The 16100-nt window shown below is 71.1% G+C and carries 15 protein-coding genes and 2 tRNA genes; 3 read left to right on the top strand and 14 right to left on the bottom strand.

Annotation, left to right across the window (positions count from 1 at the left end):
- Positions 1-44: 44 nt before the first annotated feature.
- The gene (gene leuS, locus IE255_RS02610) at positions 45-2918 is read right to left on the bottom strand and encodes a leucine--tRNA ligase (RefSeq protein WP_190048437.1); all 2874 of its coding nucleotides are present in this window, start codon (positions 2916-2918) and stop codon (positions 45-47) included.
- A 470-nt stretch (positions 2919-3388) separates the two neighbouring features.
- On the opposite strand from leuS, the gene IE255_RS02605 reads away from it, so the two are divergent.
- Together IE255_RS02605 and IE255_RS02600 are read left to right on the top strand one after the other, a co-directional pair.
- A complete protein-coding gene (locus IE255_RS02605; RefSeq protein WP_190048436.1) occupies positions 3389-4654 on the top strand; it encodes a cytochrome b/b6 domain-containing protein in 1266 nt (421 codons plus the stop codon).
- Complete coding sequence (locus IE255_RS02600; RefSeq protein WP_190048435.1) at positions 4651-6261, top strand: NADH-quinone oxidoreductase subunit NuoF family protein; 1611 nt, start codon at positions 4651-4653, stop codon at positions 6259-6261. Before IE255_RS02605 ends, IE255_RS02600 begins: the two co-directional genes overlap by 4 nt.
- Positions 6262-6369: 108 nt before the next feature.
- On the opposite strand, the gene IE255_RS02595 is transcribed toward IE255_RS02600, so the two are convergent.
- From IE255_RS02595 to IE255_RS02550, 10 genes are all read right to left on the bottom strand, one after another.
- Positions 6370-6442: transfer RNA gene (locus IE255_RS02595), tRNA-Ala, on the bottom strand.
- Positions 6443-6566: 124 nt separating this feature from the next.
- Positions 6567-6800 carry a hypothetical protein gene (locus tag IE255_RS02590; RefSeq protein ID WP_006136074.1) on the bottom strand — a complete coding sequence of 78 codons (234 nt, stop codon included), beginning with the start codon at positions 6798-6800 and terminating at the stop codon, positions 6567-6569.
- A 3-nt stretch (positions 6801-6803) separates the two neighbouring features.
- The gene (locus IE255_RS02585) at positions 6804-6977 is read right to left on the bottom strand and encodes a hypothetical protein (RefSeq protein ID WP_114252414.1); all 174 of its coding nucleotides are present in this window, start codon (positions 6975-6977) and stop codon (positions 6804-6806) included.
- A 201-nt stretch (positions 6978-7178) separates the two neighbouring features.
- Positions 7179-7251, bottom strand: a tRNA-Ala gene (locus IE255_RS02580).
- Between the two features lie 79 nt (positions 7252-7330).
- Complete coding sequence (locus IE255_RS02575; RefSeq protein WP_267974767.1) at positions 7331-8002, bottom strand: histidine phosphatase family protein; 672 nt, start codon at positions 8000-8002, stop codon at positions 7331-7333.
- A complete protein-coding gene (rsfS, locus tag IE255_RS02570) occupies positions 7993-8439 on the bottom strand; it encodes a ribosome silencing factor (protein ID WP_190048433.1) in 447 nt (148 codons plus the stop codon). The genes IE255_RS02575 and rsfS overlap by 10 nt, the downstream gene beginning before the upstream one ends.
- A 105-nt stretch (positions 8440-8544) precedes the next feature.
- Positions 8545-10245 (bottom strand): LCP family protein, encoded by a 1701-nt coding sequence (locus tag IE255_RS02565; protein WP_190048432.1) that lies wholly within the window; start codon positions 10243-10245, stop codon positions 8545-8547.
- Between the two features lie 16 nt (positions 10246-10261).
- Positions 10262-11005, bottom strand: a complete 744-nt coding sequence (gene nadD / locus IE255_RS02560) for a nicotinate-nucleotide adenylyltransferase (RefSeq protein ID WP_190048431.1) — start codon at positions 11003-11005, stop codon at positions 10262-10264.
- An 85-nt stretch (positions 11006-11090) separates the two neighbouring features.
- The gene (locus IE255_RS02555) at positions 11091-11258 is read right to left on the bottom strand and encodes a hypothetical protein (protein WP_190048430.1); all 168 of its coding nucleotides are present in this window, start codon (positions 11256-11258) and stop codon (positions 11091-11093) included.
- 165 nt (positions 11259-11423) lie between these two features.
- Positions 11424-11585, bottom strand: coding sequence for a hypothetical protein (locus IE255_RS02550; RefSeq protein WP_190048429.1), 162 nt, complete (start codon positions 11583-11585; stop codon positions 11424-11426).
- A 123-nt stretch (positions 11586-11708) separates the two neighbouring features.
- On the opposite strand from IE255_RS02550, the gene IE255_RS02545 reads away from it, so the two are divergent.
- A complete protein-coding gene (locus IE255_RS02545) occupies positions 11709-12842 on the top strand; it encodes a M48 family metallopeptidase (protein WP_190049324.1) in 1134 nt (377 codons plus the stop codon).
- 37 nt (positions 12843-12879) lie between these two features.
- Here the strand turns inward: IE255_RS02545 and IE255_RS02540 are convergent, their stop codons facing one another.
- The 3 genes from IE255_RS02540 to IE255_RS02530 form a co-directional block, all read right to left on the bottom strand.
- Positions 12880-13950, bottom strand: a complete 1071-nt coding sequence (locus IE255_RS02540; protein ID WP_190048428.1) for an SCO2583 family membrane protein — start codon at positions 13948-13950, stop codon at positions 12880-12882.
- Positions 13951-14039: 89 nt separating this feature from the next.
- Positions 14040-14615, bottom strand: a complete 576-nt coding sequence (locus tag IE255_RS02535) for an SCO2584 family spore wall biosynthesis protein (protein WP_443732521.1) — start codon at positions 14613-14615, stop codon at positions 14040-14042.
- A gap of 170 nt (positions 14616-14785) precedes the next feature.
- On the bottom strand, positions 14786-16072 hold the full coding sequence (locus tag IE255_RS02530) for a glutamate-5-semialdehyde dehydrogenase (protein ID WP_190048426.1): 1287 nt from the start codon (positions 16070-16072) through the stop codon (positions 14786-14788).
- Between the last annotated feature and the right edge of the window lie 28 nt (positions 16073-16100).

The following is a 16100-nucleotide window of genomic DNA, read 5'->3' as shown; positions in this document are numbered from 1 at the left end:
GCCCGTAGGGGACCACCCGGAGAGTGGTCCGCAGTCCCTCGCGGCTACGCCGGAACGATGTTCACCAGCTTCGGCGCCCGCACGATCACCTTGCGGATCCCGGCCCCGCCCAGCGCGGCGACGACCTTCTCGTCCGCCAGGGCGGCCTTCTCCAGCTCGTCCTCGGAGATCGACGGCGAGACCTCCAGCCGCGCCTTGACCTTGCCCTTGATCTGCACGACGCACGTCACGGTCTCGTCGACCACGTACGCCGGGTCGGCCACCGGGAAGTCCTGGTGGACGACCGAGTCGGTGTGGCCCAGCTTGCGCCACAGCTCCTCGGCGATGTGCGGGGCCAGCGGCGCGACCATCAGCACCAGCGGCTCGGCGACGGAGCGGGGCACGGCGCCGCCGGTCTTGGTCAGGTGGTTGTTCAGCTCGGTGACCTTGGCGATGGCGGTGTTGAACCGCATGCCCTCCAGGTCACCGCGCACCCCGTCGATCGCCTTGTGCAGGGCGCGCAGCGTCTCCTCGTCGGGCTCGGCGTCGACGACGGTGACCTCGCCGGTCGTCTCGTCGACGATGTTGCGCCACAGCCGCTGCAGCAGCCGGAACTGGCCGACCACCGCGCGCGTGTCCCACGGCCGGGAGACGTCCAGCGGGCCCATCGCCATCTCGTACAGGCGCAGCGTGTCGGCCCCGTACTCGGCGCAGATCTCGTCCGGAGTGACGGCGTTCTTCAGGGACTTGCCCATCTTGCCCAGCAGCCGGGAGACCTTCTCGCCCTGGTAGTAGTAGGCGCCGTCGCGCTCCTCCACCTCGGCGGCCGGCACGGCGATGCCGCGGCTGTCGCGGTAGACGTAGGCCTGGATCATGCCCTGGTTGAACAGCTTGTGGAACGGTTCCGGGGAGGAGACGTGCCCCAGGTCGTACAGGACCTTGGACCAGAAGCGCGCGTACAGCAGGTGCAGCACGGCGTGCTCGGCGCCGCCGACGTACAGGTCGACGCCGCCGTGCGGCTGGCCCTCGCGCGGGCCCATCCAGTACCGCTCGATCTCCGGGTCGACCAGCTTCTCGCTGTTGTGCGGGTCCAGGTAGCGCAGCTCGTACCAGCAGGAACCGGCCCAGTTGGGCATGGTGTTGGTCTCACGCCGGTACTTCTTCGGGCCGTCGCCCAGGTCCAGCGTGACGTTCACCCACTCCTCGTTGCGCGACAGCGGCGTCTCGGGCTGGGTGTCGGCGTCGTCCGGGTCGAAGGTGCGCGGCGAGTAGTCCTCGACCTCGGGCAGTTCCAGGGGCAGCATCGACTCGGGCAGCGCGTGGGCGATGCCGTCCTCGTCGTAGACGATCGGGAAGGGCTCGCCCCAGTAGCGCTGGCGGCTGAACAGCCAGTCGCGCAGCCGGAAGTTGACGGTGCCCTCGCCGATGCCCTTGCTCTCCAGCCATGCGGTGATGCGCGCCTTGGCCTCGGCGACGCCCAGACCGTCCAGGGAGACGTCCGCGGCGGCGGAGTTCACGATCTCGGCGTCGTACGACACGAAGGCGTCGTCCCAGGTCGAGGTGTCCGTGCCCCGGCCGTCGGTCGGCTCGACCACGCAGCGGATCGGCAGCTCGAAGGCGCGCGCGAAGGCGAAGTCACGCGTGTCGTGGGCCGGGACGGCCATGATCGCGCCGGTGCCGTAGCCCATCAGGACGTAGTCGGCGATGAAGACCGGGATCTGCTCGCCGTTGACCGGGTTGGTGGCGTAGGCGCCGATGAAGACGCCGGTCTTGTCCTTCGCCTCGGCCTGGCGCTCCACGTCGGACTTCGAGGCGGCCTGCGCGCGGTAGGCGGCGACGGCCTCGCGGGGGGTGGCGTGGCCGCCGGTCCACACCTCGTGGGTGCCCTCCGGCCAGGCGCCCGGGGTGAACTTCTCCACCAGCGGGTGCTCAGGGGCCAGCACCATGTAGGTCGCGCCGAACAGGGTGTCCTGGCGGGTGGTGAAGACCGTGATGTGCTCGCCGTCGATCGGGAAGTCGACGCGGGCACCCTCGGAGCGGCCGATCCAGTTGCGCTGCTGCAGCTTGATGGCCTCGGGCCAGTCCAGCTCCTCCAGGTCCTCCAGCAGCCGGTCGGCGTAGGCGGTGATGCGCATGTTCCACTGGCGCAGCTTGGCCTTGAAGACCGGGAAGTTGCCGCGCTCGGAGCGGCCCTCGGCGGTGACCTCCTCGTTGGCCAGGACGGTGCCCAGCCCGGGGCACCAGTTGACCGGCGCGTCGGAGGCGTAGGCCAGCCGGAACTCGCCCAGGACGTCGGCCTTCTCCGCCGCGCTCAGCTCGCTCCACGCGCGCGTGTGGCCCGGTACGGGCCGCTCACCGGACTCGAACTCGGCGACCAGCTCGGAGATCGGGCGGGCCCGCCGGGCCTCGTGGTCGTACCAGGAGTTGAAGATCTGCAGGAAGATCCACTGGGTCCACTTGTAGTAGTCCGGGTCGATCGTGGCGAACGAGCGGCGCTTGTCGTGGCCCAGGCCCAGCCGGCGCAGCTGGGATTTCATGTTCTCCATGTTGGCTTCGGTGGACACGCGCGGGTGCGTGCCGGTCTGCACCGCGTACTGCTCGGCGGGCAGGCCGAAGGCGTCGAAGCCCAGGGTGTGCAGGACGTTGTGGCCGGTCATCCGCTGGAAGCGGGCGAAGACGTCCGTGGCGATGTAGCCCAGGGGGTGCCCGACGTGCAGGCCCGCGCCCGAGGGGTACGGGAACATGTCCATGATGAACTTCTTGGGCCGGGCGACGGTCTCCGGGTCGCCCGCCAGGTCGCCCTTCGGGTTGGGGGCGGCGTAGGTGCCGTCGGCGTCCCAGAAGTCCTGCCAGCGGGCCTCGATCTCGGCAGCCATGGCGGCCGTGTAGCGGTGCGGCGCCGCCACCTCGGAGGTGGCGGCGGGGTTCGTCTCGCTCATGATCCTCAAAGCTCCATCGATCGTCTCTGCCTGCGGCTGTGTGGTTCGAGAAACGAAAAATCCCCTCGCACAGGAGGGGACGCCGCGCCGATTCCGGCCACTCGACTCGTCCGGTGGCCGGGACTGATCAGCGCGGCCCGCTAAGCAGAAGGCGTACGGCACGCATGGCGTTAGGGTACCGCAGGCCCCCAGCGCGCCGCGACGCGCTTCCGGAGGGCCGTCTCGGTGCCCGAAGAGCTGAACCAGGGTCAAAAGTTACTTCGCGTAACAGTCACTAAGGGACATCACAACAACCACATTGTCCTTTGATAACAACGCAATAACTCAAACCTCGTACCCATCGGTATGGCTCCGCTTAGAGTGCGGCAGCGGGACCGCTGCTTTCCCGAACCGCTCGGAGTTGCCCCCATGAACCCTCATCGCAGTACCACCTCACTCCCCCCGGTCACCGGGACGTGGGGAGGCAGGTCGTGAACCCCTACGACTCCACGGCCGACGACTCCTTCGCCGAGTTCCTCAACTTCGGTGCGGGCGTGCTGTCCCTCGTGTGTCTGACCTGCTCGGTGATCTGGGGCCTGGTCGCCCAGGACCGGGTCCTCCTCGACGCGCGCAGGCGCCTCCTGGCGCAGGCCGTGCACCGGACCACGGCCGTCGCCTCGATCCTCTTCCTGCTGGTGCACATCGGGGTCAAACTGGCGCTGTCCCACACCTCGTGGATCGCCGCCGTGATCCCCTTCGGGCTGCTGCTCACCGACGACGAGCTGGTCGCGGGCAGGTCGTTCCTGATCGGCCTGGGCACCCTGGCGGGCATGCTCATGATCTTCGTGGGCGTCACCGGCGTACTGCGCAACCGCTTCGCCTCCCCCGCACCCGTCGCCGCCCGCTGGCGGGCCATGCACATGCTGGCCTACCCGGCCTGGTGCGCCGCCCTCGTGCACGGCCTCTACGCGGGTCGCGCGGCCGCGCCGATCTTCGTCGTCCTGTACTGCCTGTCCCTGGCCGGGGTGGCCGGAGCCCTCGCCCTGCGCGCGGCTCCGCGCCCGGTCAAGCGCAAGGTCGCCGACAAGATCGCCGCGCTCATCGGGCCCGGCGAGGGCCAGGGCCGCAGGGACCTGGAGGAGAGCCGGGCCCGGGCGGGCGCCGGCTCCGCGCTGCCCGGCTACGAGAGCCGGGACGCGTCCGCGCGGGCCATGGCGTCCCCGTCGGCGCCGCGGTACGAGAGGGCGGAGCGCCCCGCCGCGCCGCAGGAGCCGGTGAGCGGCTTCGCCGCGGCCTATCGGGCCGTCTCGGGCCCGCCGCGGGACCAGGCCTTCGCGCCGGGGCCGACCACCAGCATGGAGCTGCCGCTGGACCTGCAGCCCACCGAGACCATCCCGACCGTGGACGGACCCTCCAGCACCTCGGGCAACTGGCCGATCCCGTCCCCGCCCCCGGTCGGCGAGGCCCCGCCGTCGGCCTACGACCCCCTCCAGGACACGGGCTTCAACATCCCGCCCTACGACCCCCTGCGGGACACCGGACAAAGCATCCCGGCCTATGGCAATCCAGGCGCCGCCGGCTATGGATCGAGTGACGTGTACGACACGGGTGAGACGAACGCCGTCTACGACACGTACTACCCGAACGACACGTACAACAGCGGTCCCGCCACTGAAACACTGCCCGGTGCGTCCTACGACTTCGACGCACCGGGCTCGGGCGAACCTTGGAACACGCCTTCCGGAGGCTTTAAGTGAACGAGGCCCTGCCCGACGTACCCGAAGTCCGCGTGGTCGGCCTTCCCCAGCTCACGTCGGGCTTCGACCTTGTCGATCGGCTCGATCTGCCCATGCATCTGAAGGTGCACGGGCCGCTCGAGCCGATGGGCGGCGAGCAGCTCGCGCAACTCGCCGAACGCATCAACCTGAAGGGCCGCGGCGGCGCGGGCTTCCCCTTCCACAAGAAGCTGCGCTCGGTCGCCGAGGCGGCGATCAAGCGCGGCGTCCGGCCGGTCGTCGTGGTGAACGGCAGCGAGGACGAACCGGCCTGCCGCAAGGACACGGTGCTGATCAACCGTGCCCCGCATCTGATCCTGGACGGCGCGCTGCTGTGCGCCGAGGCGCTGGGTGCCCGCACGCTCGTGGTGGGGGTCACCCGTGAGTCCACACAGCGCTCCATGGAGGCCGCGCTCGCCGAGCGCGGCCTCAGCAACGGCCGCCGATCGGCCCTGCGCGCCCGTGTGCAGCGCAATCCGGTCCGCATGGTCACCGGCGCCGCCGCGTCGCTGATCCGCTCGATCGACGGCGGCCCGGCGATCCCGCCCGGCCGCAAGGTCAGCGCCTCGCAGAACGGCGTCGGCGGCGCGCCCACCCTGCTGTCGAACGCCGAGACCTTCGCCCAGCTGGCGATCGCCGCCCGCATCGGCCCGGAGCGCTACGGCAACACGGGCCTGTACGACGAGCCGGGCACCGTCATGCTCACGGTCTCCGGGGCGGTCGCCCGGCCCATGGTGATCGAGGTGCCGACGGGCGTGCCGCTGCGCTACGTCCTCCAGCTCGCCGGCGCTCCGCCGGTGCCGCAGGGCGTGCTCACCGGCGGCTACCACGGCAAGTGGATCGACGCCGCGACGGTCAACGAGGCGATCGTCTCCCGCAACTCGCTGGACGCGGTGGGCGGCTCGCTGGGCGCCGGCGCGATCCTGCCGATCAGTCAGGACACCTGCCCGCTGGGCGAGTCGCTGCGGGTCGCCCAGTGGCTGGCCGAGGAGAGCGCGGGCCAGTGCGGCCCCTGCTACCTCGGCCTGCCGGCCGCCGCGCGCGGCTTGGAGGACATCCTCAACGGCGGCGGTCCGGCGGCCCTGGAGGCGCTCAAGCAGGTCGCCAAGAACGTGAAGCGGCGCGGCGCCTGCTCGCACCCGGACGGCTCCGCGATGTTCCTGGAGTCGACCATCAAGGCGTTCACGGACGACCTGGCCGCGCACGTCCTCGGCAACGGCTGTGGACGACGCGTGGAGGGCGTTCTGCCGCTCTTCGAGGGGGGCAGGGCCCCGACGGGCATCCCGGGCGGCGGCGAGTCCGAGGAGAACGGCCCGAGCCGCCAGAAGATCTACGTCGACTGGACGCTGTGCCGGGGCCACGGCCTGTGCGCGGACATCCTCCCGGAGGTGTTCCAGCTGGGCGCCGACGGCTTCCCGACCGTGGCGCAGGCGCAGGTGCCGCGGTATGCCGAGGCCAAGGCTCTGCGCGCGGTGCGGCGCTGCCCGGCGCTGGCCCTGCGCATCGAGGAGGAGCGTTCGCAGGGCGCGCCCTCCCGCAACCTCCCGGTGCTCTCCCAGGGCCGCGGACGCCGCGCTCTCGGCCGCTGAACAGACCTACGGCGGGTTCCCCTCGGGGGAGCCCGCCGTACGCGTACACGGGCAGCACACACAAGAAGGCGGGCCATCCGATCGGATGGCCCGCCTTCTCATCTGCTGTGGAGCTAAGGAGAATTGAACTCCTGACCTCCTGCATGCCATGCAGGCGCTCTACCAACTGAGCTATAGCCCCTTGTTGTGGTCCGCCCGGTTTCCCCGGCGGCGACGCCAACATTACTGGTCCTCCGGGCCCAACACCAAATCGATTTCCCCTTGCCCGATATGACCGTTTTGTCGATCCTCCGAGCCTCCGAGCCTCAGGCCGTCACGAACGAATAGAACCGCTTGAGCGTGCAGTGCTCCTCCAGAAGCCGGCCGTAGATCGGCTCGCCCTCCAGCTCGCGGTACGTCTCGATCGGGTCGCCTTTTATGATCAGCGCCCGCGCGCACTCCTCGCACCAGTACTGGTAGTCGGGATTGATCGGCTCCATGTCGCGGACGATCGGAGTCCCGCTGCCGCACCAGTCGCACTTCCGCCTGTGTGCACCCATCGATCAGCTCCAGCTGTGGCCGCAGGCCGTGCACACGTAGGAGATCCCGCCGTTGTCGCCGAGCATCTGGGCCACGTGCGCGGAACCGCAGGAAGGGCAGCTGAGGCGGGTGGACATGTCCCGTGTCAACGCTGCTCCGAGGAGGTGGTCGACCTCCTCGAGGATGCTCGCAGGCATCGCAACTCCCTCCCGTCGGGCCGCGCCCCCTTCCGGCCGTTTGATTCTGCCACGGCCGGACCAATACGGTCAGCGACGCCTCAGTACCAGTCCGGACACGGCACGCGTCGCGACCGTAGAGGTATACGCCTCAGCGGGCCCGAGTGACTCAACCCGGGGCACGAAAAATCCCGCTCCCTGGACGGGAACGGGATCTTGACGTGGAGCTAAGGAGAATTGAACTCCTGACCTCCTGCATGCCATGCAGGCGCTCTACCAACTGAGCTATAGCCCCTCGCGTTCCTCCCCGCCGACCGGCGGGGCGAACAAGAAGAACTTTAGCCTGCGACCTGCCGGAAAGTGAAATCCGGGGGTCAGTCGTCGTCGCCGAGCACCGGTTCCGGCAGCGTGCCGGCGTTGTGCTCCAGCAGGCGCCAGCCGCGGGCGCCTTCGCCGAGGACGGACCAGCAGCAGTTGGAGAGTCCGCCGAGGCTCTCCCAGTTGTGGGGGTCCAGGCCGAGGAGGCGGCCGATGGTGGTGCGGATGGTGCCGCCGTGGCTGGCCACGACGAGCGTGCCGTTCTCGGGGAGTTTCTCGGCGTGCCGGAGCACCACGGGGGCGGCGCGGTCGGCGACCTCGGTCTCCAGTTCGCCGCCGCCGCGGCGCACGGGCTCGCCGCGCTTCCACGCGGCGTACTCGTCGCCGTGCCGGGCGATGATCTCCTCGTGCGTCAGGCCCTGCCAGACGCCCGCGTAGGTCTCGCGCAGTGCCTCGTCGTGGGTGACGTCGAGGCCGGTGAGCGCGGCGAGCTCGGCGGCCGTGTGCGCGGCCCGCCGGAGGTCGGAGGCGACGATCGCGTCCGGCTTCAGGGAGGCGAGCAGCCGGGCCGCGCGGCGGGCCTGGGCGACGCCGGTCTCGGTGAGTTCGACGTCCGTGGTGCCCTGGAAGCGGCGCTCCACGTTCCACGAGGTCTGGCCGTGCCGCCAGAGGATGACGCGACGGCCCCGGCCCGGCTTGCCGGCCTCGCTGAAGGCGCTCACCGCCAGTCTCCGTCCAGCTCCGCCGCCTCCTCGGCCGCCTGGAGCTTGGCGTGCTCCTCGGCCTTGCCGCGGGTGGCCCTGGCGTCCTCGGGGAGCTCCAGCTCGGGGCAGTCCTTCCACAGCCGCTCCAGGGCGTAGAAGACGCGCTCCTCGCTGTGCTGGACGTGGACGACGATGTCGACGTAGTCGAGCAGGACCCAGCGGGCCTCGCGGTCGCCCTCGCGGCGCACCGGCTTGGCGCCGAGTTCCTTCGAGAGGCGCTCTTCGATCTCGTCGACGATCGCCTTGACCTGGCGGTCGTTGGGCGCGGAGGCGAGCAGGAAGGCGTCCGTGATGGACAGCACGTCACTGACGTCGTAGCCGACGATGTCGTGCGCCAGCTTGTCGGCGGCCGCCTGGGCGGCGGTGTTGATGAGCTCCTGGGAGCGGTCGGTCACGGTCACTACAAGGCTTTCGGTCGGCGGTCACTTGCCACCAAGGGTCTCACGGACCGCCGACCGCCCCCCCACGCGATTGCCGGGATCACCTGGGGAGCACCCTCCTGCCACCTAGTCGGAGGAGGGCTTGTAGTCCTGGCCGAGGATCACGGAGACGTCGGCGCTCCCCGAGAGCCGGCCCTTGGTGACGGAGCCCGCGGGCAGGCCCAGGGTCTTGGCGACCTCGGTGGCGTTCGCCTTGTCGGCGGCGTCGCCGTAGACGACCTCGGACGTGGCCCGGGCGCCGGCCGTGCCGCCCTCCAGGAAGGTGAAGCCGCCGTTGAGGAGTACGACGCGGGCCTTCTCGGTGTTGTCCTCGACGCCGGTGGCGTTCTGGACAGAGACGCTGACCGCGGCGTCCTTGTCGGGGCTCTTGGCGGTGCCGCCGAGGACGTTCTTGACGACCCCCGCGCTCGCCTGGGCGCTGAGTGTGCCGTCGCTCTGGACGGGCAGCAGGTCCGTCCGGTAGTCGCCGCCCTTGGCGAGGTCGGAGAGCCCGGCGAGGAAGGAGCCGAGGTCTTTGTCGGTCAGGGACGGGTCCAGGATCTGCGCCAGGGTCTGGATCGTGGTCGTCGCGGCCTGCGGGTCGGAGGACATCTTGCGCAGGACGCCCTGCATGACCTGCCCGAAGCGCTCCAGCTGGGCGTTCTGGGCCTCGCCGGGGGCGCGGTAGGTGGCGTAGGCGACGGCCATCTTGCCGCTGAGGGTCTGGTCCCTGCCCTTGCTGACCAGGGGGGCCTCGCCCTTCTTCTTGGCGGCGGGGTCGGGGACGTCCGCATCGGTGTCGACGTCGATGTTGCCGACGAGGTCGACGAGGTTCTGCAGGTAGGGGGTGTCCAGGCGCCAGGTGCCCTGGATGTCGGTGCCGAGGACCGTGTCGAGCGCGTCGCGGGTGCCGTCGGAGCCGTCGTCCTCGACCGACTTGGCGAGGGTCGTCGTGGTGCCGTCGTCGCTGGTCAGGACGAGGGAGTTGGGCAGCAGGACGGTGGTGCCGCGCTTGGTGGTGGTGTTGTCGACGAGGAGGGCCGTGGAGGTGCCGCCGCCCTTGGTGTCGTGCAGGTGGACGACGATCACGTCGCGCTTCTGGGCGCCCGCGGCCGTCGCGGTGCCCGTCTTGGAGTCGTCGGAGGACAGGCCGGGCAGCTTCCCCGCGTACCAGAGGTAGCCGACGCCGCCGACCGCGGCGAGGGCGAGGACGACGACCAGGGCGATGACCCGGCTGCGGGCGCGGCGCCGGGCCTCCTCGCGCCGCTCGGTGCGGTTCTCGGTGAACTTCAGCCAGTCGATGACGTCTTCGGAGTTGTCGTCCGGCTCCTCGACGAAGGCGAACTGCTCGGTGTGGTACTCCCGGTCGGGGGCCTGCTCGTCCTCGGCCGGGCCGGCCTGCTGCGGGATGTGGGCGGTCTGCTGGGCCGTCTGCTCGGCGACCCGGGGCTGCCGGCCGGTGCCGTCCGCCGCCGCGGTCTGGCCGTAGGGGTCGTGCGGGCCGCCCTGGTGCGGGACGGAGGCGTACGGGTCGTAGCCGTGGGTGGGCGCGGGCTGCTGCGGGCCGGTGCCGTAGTCGTACGCGGGCGGGGACTGCTGCCCGGCCGTGCCGTACGGGTCGTAGCCGTAGCCCTGCTGGTGCTGCTGTCCCTGCTGGGTGTACGGGTCGTAGGCCTGCTGCTGGGTCTGCTGGGTTTGGACCTGCCGGTAGACAGGTTGGCCGTACTCGTCGTAGCCGACGAGTTCGTACTGGTCGCCCCCGTACCCAGGGTCGTATCGGTCGTTCACCGGTGCCCCTCTCGGCTCACTCGCCGCGGTACAGCTCGCGCTTGTCGATATAGCGCACGACTCCGTCGGGCACCAGGTACCAGATGGGGTCGCCCTTGGCGACTCTCGCACGGCAGTCCGTGGAGGAGATGGCGAGGGCGGGGACCTCTACGAGCGAGACGCCGCCCTCGGGGAGTCCTGGGTCGTTCAGGTGGTGGCCCGGCCGGGTGACCCCGATGAAGTGCGCGAGGGAGAACAGTTCCTCGCTGTCCCGCCAGGTGAGGATCTGGCCGAGCGCGTCTGCGCCGGTGATGAAGAAGAGGTCCGTGTCGGGGTTGAGCGCGCGCAGGTCGCGCAGGGTGTCCACGGTGTAGGTGGGGCCGCCGCGGTCGATGTCGATGCGGCTCACGGAGAACTGCGGGTTCTCGGCGGTCGCGATGACCGTCATCAGGTAGCGGTCCTCGGCCGGGGAGACGCTGCGGTGGCTCTTCTGCCAGGGCTGGCCGGTCGGGACGAAGACCACCTCGTCGAGGTGGAACGCCGCGGCGACCTCGCTGGCCGCCACCAGGTGCCCGTGGTGGATCGGGTCGAAGGTGCCGCCCATGACGCCGAGGCGGCGCTTGCCCGGCTGCGCGGGGCTCTTTCCGGGGCCGTCGATCTGGCGGGGCGCCGCGGCGGCACGGCGGGGCTCCGAGTGTCGCTCGGTGCCGCTCGCCGTGTCCGGTGCCGGGTCGTGCGGCGTCTCGTGCACCGGACCGGTAGGCATGTCCTGCTCTCCCATGCGTGCAGACCCTACCGGCCCTGCCTGAGGGCTCCGGCCGCCCCCGTGGTCCTCGGGGCACCCCGCCCGGGGCGCCCTGCCGGGCTCAGCGGTCGCGGTTGAAGCGGGTGGTGATCCACAGCAGGAGCAGCAGGATGAAGAGGGCGGCGCCACCGGTGAGGTAGGGGCTGAGACTCTCGTGGTTTCCGCCGTGCTCCTCGCCCTCGGCGGCGAGGGTGGTGACCAACTGGGCAGCGGTGCTGTGGAAGCTCATCTTCGGCAGGACCTATCGCGTGTGGGCGGGTTAAAGACGTCGGCTCATCGTAAGCGGGCGCCCCTCGCGCGATCACCCCGACTCCGCCTGTTTCCCGCCCCGCCGGGCCGCGCGCCCTGCCGCCGGACCCGGTCCCGGGGCCCGGCGGGGAACCTTCGCGTCGCCTCAGTCGTCCTTCCGTCTGTAGCCGCGCAGCAGGAACCACGCGGTCAGCGCACAGCCCACGATCATCACGAGGAGCACGATCCGGAGGATCCCCGGCCCCCCTTGCCGGTCGGCGGCGCCGGCGGCCTCGGCGAGCCAGGCGGCTGCGGGGTGGTGCTGCATGGCGGTGGTTCCCTTCGCTGTACTGCCCGACCACCGTAACTCCGCCTAGGCTGGGCTCAGCCTCGGGGAAGCAAAGGGCCGCACAAGGGGCCGCAAAGGTCACACAGACGCATGGGGGAAGACATGTCCGACGGCCACGAGCACAACGGGCACGAGCACGTGCCCAGCAGGCAGCGCAGGCGCTTCCCCGGGATCTCCTCGCGTACGTACGAGCACCCGGCCGACCGCTCCGCCCTGGTGGCGCTGCGCAAGCTGAGCGGTTTCGACACGGTGTTCAAGGCGCTCAGCGGCCTGCTCCCCGAGCGCAGTCTGCGGCTGCTGTTCCTGTCCGACTCGGTGCGGGTGTCGGACCAGCAGTTCTCGCATCTGAACGTGATGCTGCGCGACGCCTGCTACATCCTGGACCTGGAGAAGGTCCCGCCGATGTACGTCAACCAGGACCCGCAGCCGAACGCGATGTGCATCGGCCTGGACGAGCCGATCATCGTCGTCACGACCGGGCTCGTCGAGCTGCTCGACGAGGAGGAGATGCGGGCGGTCGTCGGCCACGAGGTGGGGCACGCGCTGTCCGGGCACTCCGTCTACCGGACCATCCTGCTGTTCCTGACCAGCCTCGCCGTCCGGGTCGCCTGGATCCCGCTGGGCAACCTCGCGATCATGGCGATCGTGACCGGCCTGCGCGAGTGGTTCCGCAAGTCGGAGCTGTCCGCGGACCGGGCGGGGCTGCTGGTGGGCCAGGACCTCCAGGCGTCCATGCGCGGCCTGATGAAGATCGCGGGCGGCAACCACCTGCACGAGATGAACGTGGACGCGTTCCTCGCCCAGGCCGAGGAGTACGAGGCGGGCGGCGACCTGCGCGACTCCGTGCTCAAGATCCTGAACGTGCTGCCCCGCTCCCACCCCTTCACCACGGTGCGGGCGGCCGAGCTGAAGAAGTGGGCCGAGTCGCGGGACTACCAGCGGATCATGGACGGCCACTACCCGCGGCGCGACGAGGACCAGGACACCTCGGTCCGGGACTCCTGGCGGGAGTCGGCGAACCACTACACCACGCATGTGAAGAGCTCCAAGGACCCGCTGATGAAGCTGGTCACGGACCTGGCCGGCGGCGCCGGCGACCTGGGCGACCGGGTCCGCCGCGGCTTCGAAGGCTTCACGAGCCCGGCTCAGAAGCCGCCCCGGGACCCGGGGACGCCGGGCTCGCCGGACGCGTCGGACTCTCCGGGGGAGGACCAGCCGCCGCGCGACGACAGGTGAGGCACCCGCCGGCCCGCAGGGCCGCCGAAGGCCCGCCTCACACCTTCGGCTGCGCGCTCGTCGCCAGGGAGCCGCACAGGGCCGTGGCGCTGCCCGTGGCGTAGGGGTCCGTGCCCGCGGGGCCGCCTTCCTTGGCCGTCTGCCCGGCGAGCAGGGGGCGGAGGTGGTTCGTGGAGTCCTCGGCGCAGGACAGCGGGCCGGCCTGGACGTAGGAGACGACGAGCTGGGCCTGGTGCAGGCGCAGATCGTCGCGGTCGAAGCGGAAGTGCAGCTCGCGCCGGACGGTGAACAGGGAGACCTCGGCCTTGTCACCGGCCCCGGCCGGCCGCAGCGCGTACACGAACGTGTGGTCCGCGGTGACCTCGAGCGTGGACGAGTCGGCCTCGGCGGCCTGGAGCGTGCCCTGCACGCGGATCCTGCGGTCGGCCAGCTCGGCCCGGGCGGGGTCGAAGCGGACGAGCCAGCCGGTGGGCGCGTGGCGTCCGTCCGCGGTGGGGCGGGAGAAGCTCTGGTCGAACTGGTCCAGCTGGTCCGGGTCGAGCAGGACGCGGACGGCCCGGACCTCACGGCCCGTGAGCACATCGGGGTCGAGGGCGGACCGGACGATGTAGTCCTTGGCGGTGGTCAGGGCGGTCACGACCTGGCTGTCGGAGAAGTGCGCGGTGCGTCGCGAGGCGGGCAGCGGCACCCCCTCCGCGCCGCTCTTGAACTGCGCGGCGGGGCTGTGCTCGTACAGGTACGCCGGGTCGGCCGTGCCGGGCACCTTTCCCTCGGGGGCGAGCGGGATGACGGTCATCCGCAGGGGCTCGACGGGCTCCGAGGCGGTGGGGGCCTGGTAGGGGTGCCGTACCCCCATGTAGATCGCGGTGCCGAAGGCGATGGCGATCAGCAGGACCAGGACCAGTGCCTGCCGGGACAGGCCCCGGCGCAGGGGCGGGCGGCGGCGCACGGCGGGCGCGTGGTCGGCGATGCGCTCCTGGGCGGAGAACTCCTGAAGGCGGGCAGCACGGACGAACGACTCGTCGAAGACGACGGATCGGTACTCGTCCTCGCCACCTCCGGGAGCGCCCTCGGGTGTCCCCTCCGGTGGGTCTCCAGGCCCGCCCATATCTTCAGGGTAGGTCGCCGGAAGCTCGGGTAAACGCCCAGCTGCGCCAGAAGTTCTGACAGGTTCTCACCAAGACGGGCGGGTTCCGGTCAGGGGTTGCGGGGGATCACCGAGACGGCCGGCTGGGAGTAGTCGGCGGACGCGGAGGGGGTGGCCCCGCTGCCCTGTTCCAGCCCGGTCGTGGCGGGCGGCGGCACGGGTTCCTCGCGGTGGGAGGACGCGCCCCGGTAGACCGCCGTGAACGCCAGCGCGACCATGCCGATGCCCATCACGAGGGCGAGCAGCCAGGCGACGGGGCGGTGCCAGCGGACCGGTTTGGAGTACGGCCCCGTACCGCCGTACGGGTCCTCCAGGAGGTCGGAGTCGTCCAGCTCGTCGAGGTCGGGATCATGGCCGAATGCGCGGTGGTCGTCCGGGTCGTACCCGTCGTCGTACCGCTCGCCTGTGGTGTGGGCGCGGCGCGCCTCCGCCTCGGAGGCCTCGGCTCTCGCCTGGGCGGCGGCCAGGAGGCGCTCCACGGCGGTCGGCTCGTGCACCACGGCCGCGCGTACGAAGGCCTCGTCGAAGACCACGGAGGCGAACTCTTCGTCCGACACCCCGCGGTCGTGGTCGTCGTCGGGCTCCCGGCCGTCCGGAAACGGCGTGCCCCCCACGTCCTCCGGCACGGATCCAGAGTAGACCTGGGGGGTCATTTTGGGCAGACGGTATGGAAATTCATCCGCCGGCTGAGACGGCTTTCACGGGGTTCCGGACGGAGCGCGCCCGGCCGGCCCGCGCCTGCCGGGCGCGTGTACGCCGCCCGGCACATGCCCGCGCGCCGGGTGCCGTACGCGGCTCAGCGCCGTACGTGGCCGTCCCCGGTGACGATGTACTTCGTGCTGGTCAGCTCCGGCAGGCCCATCGGGCCGCGGGCGTGCAGCTTCTGCGTGGAGATGCCGATCTCGGCGCCGAAGCCGAACTGGCCGCCGTCGGTGAAGCGGGTGGAGGCGTTGACGGCGACCGTGGTCGAGTCGACCAGTTGGGTGAAGCGGCGGGCGGCCTGCTGGGAGGTCGTCACGATGGCCTCGGTGTGGCCGGAGGTCCACAGCCGGATGTGCTCGACGGCCTTGTCCAGCGAGTCCACCACGGCCGCGGCGATGTCGTACGACAGGTACTCCGTCTCCCAGTCCTCGGCCGTCGCCTCGACGACGGTGGCCCTGGAGTCCTTGGCGTAGGCCTGCACGCGCTCGTCGGCGTGCACGGTGACCCCGGCCTCCGCGAGGGCGTCCAGGGCGCGGGGCAGGAACTCGGCGGCGATGTCCTGGTGGACCAGGAGGGTCTCGGCGGCGTTGCAGACGCCGACCCGCTGGGCCTTGGAGTTGATCAGGATCTCGACGGCCATGTCGAGGTCGGCCTGCGCGTCGACGTAGACGTGGCAGTTGCCGGTGCCGGTCTCGATGACCGGGACGACGGACTCCTGGACGACCGTGTTGATCAGGGAGGCGCCGCCGCGCGGGATGAGGACGTCGACCAGGCCGCGGGCGCGCATCAGCTCGCGCACGCTGTCACGGCTCTCGCCGGGCACGAGCTGGATGGCGTCGGCGGGCAGTCCGGCCCCGCCCACGGCGTCGCGCAGGACGCGCACGAGGGCGGTGTTCGACTGGTACGCCGAGGAGGAGCCGCGCAGCAGGACCGCGTTGCCGGACTTCAGGCAGAGGGCGGCGGCGTCGACGGTGACGTTCGGCCGGCCCTCGTAGATGATCCCGACGACGCCGAGCGGCACGCGGACCTGGCGCAGGTCGATGCCGTTGGGCAGCGTGGAGCCGCGGACGACCTCGCCGACCGGGTCGGGCAGCGCGGCGACGTCGCGCACGTCGGAGGCGATGGCGCGGACCCGCTCGGGGGTGAGCGTGAGCCGGTCGATCATGCCGTCGCTGATGCCGGCCTCGCGGGCTTTGGCGACGTCCTTGGCGTTGGCCTCGACGATCTCGCTCGTACGGACCTCCAGTGCGTCCGCGATGGCGAGCAGCGCGTCGTCCTTCTCGGCGCGTGGCAGCGGCGCGAGGCTCGCGGCGGCGGCCTTGGCGCGGTAGGCGGCCTCGGTGACCGGGGACATGGAGTCGTACGGAGAGAGCGTGGTCATGAGGGAAGGGTAGTGCGCGGAGCGGCTC

Source organism: Streptomyces lomondensis (assembly GCF_014651035.1).
Taxonomy (GTDB): domain Bacteria; phylum Actinomycetota; class Actinomycetes; order Streptomycetales; family Streptomycetaceae; genus Streptomyces; species Streptomyces lomondensis.
This window is presented reverse-complemented; position numbering and strand designations above follow the sequence as displayed.